General features: G+C 70.3%; 8 protein-coding genes. All 8 read left to right on the forward strand.

From position 1 onward, the window contains the following. Positions 1 to 6 precede the first annotated feature (6 nt). A complete protein-coding gene (locus G5S38_RS12240) occupies positions 7 to 894 on the forward strand; it encodes a DUF58 domain-containing protein (protein WP_165069052.1) in 888 nt (295 codons plus the stop codon). Next, on the forward strand, positions 881 to 1,420 hold the full coding sequence (locus G5S38_RS12245; protein WP_165069055.1) for a hypothetical protein: 540 nt from the start codon (positions 881 to 883) through the stop codon (positions 1,418 to 1,420). Before G5S38_RS12240 ends, G5S38_RS12245 begins: the two co-directional genes overlap by 14 nt. Continuing rightward, the gene (locus tag G5S38_RS12250; protein ID WP_165069058.1) at positions 1,411 to 2,397 is read left to right on the forward strand and encodes a vWA domain-containing protein; all 987 of its coding nucleotides are present in this window, start codon (positions 1,411 to 1,413) and stop codon (positions 2,395 to 2,397) included. The genes G5S38_RS12245 and G5S38_RS12250 overlap by 10 nt, the downstream gene beginning before the upstream one ends. After that, positions 2,379 to 3,455 carry a vWA domain-containing protein gene (locus G5S38_RS12255; protein WP_165069060.1) on the forward strand — a complete coding sequence of 359 codons (1,077 nt, stop codon included), beginning with the start codon at positions 2,379 to 2,381 and terminating at the stop codon, positions 3,453 to 3,455. The genes G5S38_RS12250 and G5S38_RS12255 overlap by 19 nt, the downstream gene beginning before the upstream one ends. Further along, entirely contained in the window at positions 3,452 to 4,264 is an 813-nt protein-coding gene (locus G5S38_RS12260) for a hypothetical protein (RefSeq protein WP_165069063.1), read from the forward strand. Before G5S38_RS12255 ends, G5S38_RS12260 begins: the two co-directional genes overlap by 4 nt. A gap of 130 nt (positions 4,265 to 4,394) precedes the next feature. After that, positions 4,395 to 5,396 (forward strand): transcription termination factor NusA, encoded by a 1,002-nt coding sequence (gene nusA, locus G5S38_RS12265; RefSeq protein WP_165069066.1) that lies wholly within the window; start codon positions 4,395 to 4,397, stop codon positions 5,394 to 5,396. Between the two features lie 46 nt (positions 5,397 to 5,442). Then, positions 5,443 to 5,766, forward strand: a complete 324-nt coding sequence (locus G5S38_RS12270) for a YlxR family protein (RefSeq protein ID WP_165069068.1) — start codon at positions 5,443 to 5,445, stop codon at positions 5,764 to 5,766. Between the two features lie 76 nt (positions 5,767 to 5,842). Beyond that, positions 5,843 to 6,199, forward strand: a 357-nt coding sequence (locus G5S38_RS12275; protein ID WP_201276676.1) for a translation initiation factor IF-2 N-terminal domain-containing protein, incomplete at its 3' end; no start/stop codon positions are given.

Here is a 6,199-nt window from a genome sequence, read left to right on the forward strand (position 1 = left end):
ACCGGCATGACCACTCTCCTCCGCACGGTCTCGACGCGCCTGTCGATCCACGCGCACCGCAGGGTACGCGGTGCGCTGGAGGGCGAGTACACGTCGGTGTTCCACGGGCGCAGCACCGAGTTCGACGACCTCCGGCCGTACGTGCCTGGCGATGAACTCAAGGACATCGACTGGAAGGCCACCGCGCGCGTGGGCGCCCCGATGACCCGCCGCTACATCGCATCGCGCAAGCACACCGTGATGCTCGTCACCGATACCGGGCGCGGCATGGCGGCGATCGCGGCAGGCGGAGAGAGCAAGCGTGACATCGGCATCGCCGCCGCCGGCACTCTCGCCTACCTCGCTACCAGGCACGGCGACCTCGTCGGGCTCGTCACGGGCGACGCCGACCACACCGACTACCGCAGGCCGGAATCCACCGACGCGCACCTCGAGCGCATCCTGCAGCTGATGCATCACCGCACCACCCTCGACTCCGGTGCCAGCGACCTCACCCGTCAGCTGCGCTACGTCGCCCGCAGCTTCCGTCGCCGCATGATCCTGCTCGTCATCGCCGACGACCGCCCGCTCGGCGATGCCGAGACCGCGTTGCTGCGCCGGCTGTCCGTGCAGCACGAGGTGCTCTGGCTCACCGTCGGCGACGCCGACCCGATGCGCGAGGAGTGGGAGCGGGACCGGGTCTACGACGTGGCAGACGGGGCCGCCCTGCCGCCGTACCTGCGCTCGGACCCGCGCCTGCGGGCGGCGTTCACCGCCGCGACCGCCGACCGCAGCGACAACGCCACCAGGGCGCTCGATTCGCTCGGCATCAGCAGCCAGCGCATCGAGCGAACCGCCGACGTGATGCCGGCCCTGTTCCGCCTGCTCGAGGTGCACAAGCATGCCCGCCGCTGAGCTGGCGGTGGCGGCACTCACCCCCGGCACCCTCTCCGCGCCCGGTATCCTCTCGGCCTCGGGCACCCTGTTCCCGCCGGTCACCTACTCGCCGTGGTGGACGGTGCTCGCCATCGGCATCCTGCTGCTGATCGCCACGTTCGTCGTCGTCGTGCTCGTCATGACCCGCACCCCGCCGCCCGAGCCGCACACCGGCGACGCGTCGTGGATCCCCGACATCCGGCCGGAGGAGGTGCGCGAGAAGTACCTCGCCCTCATCGCCGACGTCGACGACGCCCACCGCCGCGGCGAACTCGACGCGCGCGAGGCGCACCAGCGGCTCAGCATGCTGCTGCGGTTCTTTGCCTACGAGTCGCGCGGCATCCGAGCGCCGCAGATGACCCTCGCCGACCTGCGCGAGGCGCGCGTCACGCCGCTCAGCGAGGCCGTCGCGCGGCTGTACCCCGACAGCTTCGCCGAGGTGCTCACCGGCAGCGTCACCGAGGCCACCGCCATGGCGAAGCGGGTGGTGCACACGTGGAACTGATCCTCTGGTGGATGCCGCCCGCCCTCGCCATCGCGGCCGCCATCGTCGTGCTGCTGCAGCTGCGCGCACGGCGCACGCGGCGCGCCGACACCGCGGAGCCCCGTCCCATCGCGCACTCCGACCGCCTCACCGCGCTACCCGAGTACCGGTCGGCGATGCGCCGCTACCGGGGGCTGCTCGCCGCGGTGACCGCTGCTGCGGGCATCCTCGCCATCGCGGCCGCCCTGCTCGCATCCCGGCCCGCCGCGGTCAGCGTGCAGCAGCCGGAGCTCGCCACGCGCGACATCGTGCTGTGCCTCGACGTCTCGGGCTCGATGGTCGAGTACGACGCCGAACTGGTACGGGTGTTCGGCGAGCTCACCGAGCAATTCACCGGGGAGCGCATCGCCCTCGTCGTGTTCAACGCCTCCGCGGTCACCTACTTTCCGCTCACCAACGACTACGAGTACGTGCAGGAGCAGTTCGACACCGTGACCGACCAGTTCACGAACGGCGAGGACGCCTACTTCGACGGCACTTTCTTCGGCGAGGGCTCCTCCCTGGTCGGCGACGGCCTGGCGGCGTGCTCGCTGCGCTTCGACGCGCCGGACGACGACAGGTCGCGGTCGATCATCCTTGCCACGGACAACCTCGTGGTCGGAGATCCCATCTTCACGCTCACCGAGGCCGGCCAGGTGGCGGCGGACCGCGGCATCCACGTCTATGGGGTCAATCCGGGCGACACCGCCTCGCGCGACTACGTCGAGGAGCTGGCACGGGAATTCCGGACGGTGGTGGATGCCACGGGCGGCGCCTACTACTCGCTGGACGAGCCGGACGCCATCGAATCGATCGTCGCGAGCATCACGTCGGAGCAGGCGACCATCGTGACCGGCAGCCCGCGCCTGCAGCTGGCGGACCAACCGGCGGTTCCGCTGGCGATCGCCTTCTTCGGGCTGGCCGGGCTCATGGTGCTCGCGTGGCGGGTGCAGCGGTGATGGCGCAGCTGGGCGTAGCCCCGGTGCTTCCCGTCGCCGTCATCGCCGTCGCGACCGTGCTGCTCGGCGCCTTCGCCTGTGTGCAGTTCGCCCGCGCGCCGCGGGGCGCCCGCCGTCGGGACTGGGCGCTGCGCCTCGTGATGCTCGCCCTGCTCGTGATCATCGCGATCCGGCCGAACATCCCGGCCGACCGGGCGGCGCCCGCGTCGAGCGGCGGCCTCGAGGTGTACTTCCTCGTCGACACCACGAGCAGCATGGCCGCGGAGGACTGGCCGGCCGATCCCGCTTCGTCGACGGACGGTGGGGTGGATGCCTCGGCGCCCGCCGCGACACGGCTCGACGGTGCCCGTGCCGACATCGACGCCATCCTGGGGCAGCTCGCGGGTGCCGAGTACTCGCTCACCACGGTGGACTCCACCGCTCTGCAGCGGGTTCCCCTCACCACCGACGCGACCGCCGTATCCTCGGCGGCCGCCGTGCTCACCCCCGAGGTCACCTTCTACTCGCGGGGGAGCGCGATCGACGCCGCGGTGCCGTTCATGACGGAGCTCCTCGCCGACGCGCAGCAGGCCGACCCCGGCCAGCGCCGCGTGCTGTTCTACCTCGGCGACGGCGAGCAGACCGCCGATGCCGCCCCCGGCTCGTTCGCCGGGCTCGCCCCCTACCTCAGCGGTGGCGCGGTGCTGGGGTACGGCAGCGACGATGGCGGCGAGATGCGCGTCTACGACGGGTTCGCCGCCAACGACGACCCGGCGTTCCCGCGGTACATCCAGGATCCCGCCACGGGACGGAACGCCGTCTCGATCCCCGACGAGGCGAACCTGCGCGCCATCGCCGGGCAACTCGGCGTCGGCTACGACCGACGCGAGCCTGGCGAGGCCGTCGACGCGATCGTGTCGGGCATCGAGGTGGGGGAGAGCACCGAGGTGCGCTCGACCCCTGACACCCCGACCGAGTTCTACTGGCTGCTCGCCATTCCGCTGGCGCTCCTCGGCGTGCGCGAGGCCGCCGGCTGGGCGCTCACCATCGCCGAGACCCGACCGGGGCGTGAATCGTGAGCGGCGACGACGCGAACGGGCGCGCCGTGACCGTCGACACCCGGAGCGGGCGCGAGGTAAACGGGCACGCCGTGACCGCCGACACCGGCCGGCGTCGCCGCAGGACGCGCCGCATCCTGCTGTTGGCATCCCTTCCGCTGACCATCGCCGGCGCGGTCGTCGCCGCCAAGCTGCTCGCCATGTCGGGTATCGCCTCGTCGGCGGTGCAGGAATACGCCCAGGGGCGCTACGAGAGCAGCGCGGCCGAGGCAGGCGACCTGCTGGCGTGGAACGCCTTCGAGCCGTGGGTCGCGTACTTCGACCGGGGAACGGCCATCGCGGCGGGCGGCGACTACAACGCGGCGGTACCGGACCTCGAGCGGGCACTCAGTCTCGCCCCCGCTGGCGAACGCTGCGACGTCGCCGTCAACCTGTCGCTGTCGTGGGAACTGCTCGGCGACTCCTACGCCGCTCAGGGACTCTTCGTCGGAGCCGAGCGGCTGTACGAGACGGCCGAGGCCGTGATCACCGCGGAGGGGCCGGAGTGCGCGCCCGAGCCGCCGCCGGGCGAGACCGACGGCCCGAGCGATGCCGCAGAGCGGGACTCGGGGCAGGAGCTCGCCGATGCGGCGGAGCGCCTCGCCCAGAAGCTCGACGCGTCGGCACGGCAGCAGGCCCAGGCCGAGGGCGGCGGCGATGGCACCACGCCGTCCGAGCAGCTCGACGAGCTCGACCAGCAGAACGACGACGCCGCGGCGGAGAAGGCCGAACGCGACGCCGAGAACCGGGGAGGCCAGGGATCGGGCGGACAGGCGGAGCGGCCGTGGTAGCAGCGCCAGGTGCACCGTGAGGTGCGATGTGCGGTGCCGCGTGCGGTGCGGCCCACTGGTACCCTGTGGCAAGACGTTCGCGGCACGACCTGCCGCGAGAGTTTTTCCTATCTGAATAGTGGAGGCCCCCGTGGACATCGATTTGAGCGTGCTCAGGCTCATGGAGCGAGAGCGGGAAATCCCCTTCGATGAGCTGGTCTCCATCATCGAACAGGCCATCCTCACCGCGTACCTCAAGCACACCGACACCGAGGACGAGACCGCCACGCCGTCCACCCCGTCGACCGCGCGCGTGCACCTCGACCGCAAGACCGGCCACGTGTCGGTCTTCGTTCCCGAGCTCGACGACGACGGACTCGTCATCGGCGAAGCGGAGGACAGCCCGAGCGACTTCGGCCGCATCGCCGCCTTCGCAGCCAAGCAGGTCATCAACCAGCGCCTGCGCGACATCGCCGACGACGCCGTGCTCGGCGAGTTCCGCGGCCGCGAGGGCGATATCGTCGCCGGCGTCATCCAGCAGGGACCCAACCCGCGCATGATCCACGTCGACCTCGGATCCATCGAGGCGATCCTGCCCCCCGAGGAGCAGGTGCCGGGGGAGCAGTACACCCACGGATCCCGCATCCGCGTCTACGTCACCGGCGTCAGCAAGGGACTCAAGGGCCCGCAGATCACCGTCTCGCGCACCCACCCGTCCCTCGTGCGCAAGCTGTTCGCCCTCGAGGTCCCCGAGATCGCGAGCGGCGTCGTCGAGATCGTGTCTCTGGCCCGCGAGGCCGGCCACCGCACCAAGATCGCCGTCAAGGCCAACGAGCCCGGCATCAACGCCAAGGGTGCCTGCATCGGCGAGATGGGCCAGCGCGTGCGCGCCGTCACCGCCGAGCTCAACAACGAGAAGATCGACATCGTCGACTACCACGAGTCGCTCGCCAACTTCGTGGCGAACGCCCTCTCGCCAGCCAAGGTGACCTCGGCCTTCGTCATCGACGAGGCGACCAAGGCCGTGCGCGCCCTGGTGCCCGACTACCAGCTGTCGCTCGCCATCGGCAAGGAGGGCCAGAACGCCCGCCTCGCGGCAAAGCTGACCGGCGCCCGCATCGACATCCAGCCCGACACCGTCATGGAGCAATGACGCCATGCCACGGCGCCCGGGATAATCCGGGCCGGTCAGGTGTACGATGGAACCTGTAAGAACATGCCTCGGCTGTCGCCAGAGAGCTCCCAAACCCTCCCTTCTGAGATTTGTGGTGCGCGACCTCGACATTGTCGCTGATCCGTCAGCGACTCTTCCCGGCCGGGGCGCATGGGTGCATCCCACCGTCGACTGTGTAGACACGGCACTGAAGCGCAAGGCCTTTGGCCGGGCGCTTCGCAACCCGCGCGTCACCGTCAACGGCGACGCACTCCGCGCGCACGTCGAATCACCGTCCACCGGGGCTCCGCCGGAGCCCCCAAGAGAACAGGCTGTACGGCCCCGTGAACAACTAATGAGCAACGACTAATGAGCGGCTCGAAATGAGTCCCGTACTCGACTAATGGCGTTCTTCCTGTCTGGAAGAAGGCCCAGACAGGAGAATTGTGGCTAAACCACGCGTACACGAGATCGCAAGCGAACTCGGTATAGACAGCAAGCAGGCACTCGCCAAGCTCAAGGAGATGGGCGAGTTCGTCAAGGGCTCGTCATCGAGCATCGAACCACCGGTAGCGCGCAAGCTGCGCGCCGCCCTCGCCGCAGACGGCATCACCGGCGCCCCCAAGGCACCGGCCCCCGCCGCAGCTCCGGCGACCCCCGCACCGGCAGCCGCAGCGCGGCCGTCCGGTCCCCGCCCGACCGGACCCACCCCCTGCCCCTTATACACATCCCCGAGCCCACGAGACGCCCATGAACCCCGTATGCCGTTCTCCGCCTGGAAAAAAAACATCTACTTCTTTATC

Origin of the sequence: Marisediminicola senii (assembly GCF_011057645.1) — a bacterium.
In the GTDB taxonomy this organism is placed as follows: Bacteria; Actinomycetota; Actinomycetes; order Actinomycetales; family Microbacteriaceae; genus Marisediminicola; species Marisediminicola senii.

Excerpts from the sequence above, each read along its gene's own strand:
- G5S38_RS12240 (WP_165069052.1), top strand. The coding sequence starts at position 7 with ATGACCACTCTCCTCCGCACGGTCTCGACGCGCCTGTCGATCCACGCG.
- G5S38_RS12245 (WP_165069055.1), top strand. The coding sequence starts at position 881 with ATGCCCGCCGCTGAGCTGGCGGTGGCGGCACTCACCCCCGGCACCCTC.
- G5S38_RS12270 (WP_165069068.1), top strand. The coding sequence starts at position 5,443 with ATGGAACCTGTAAGAACATGCCTCGGCTGTCGCCAGAGAGCTCCCAAA.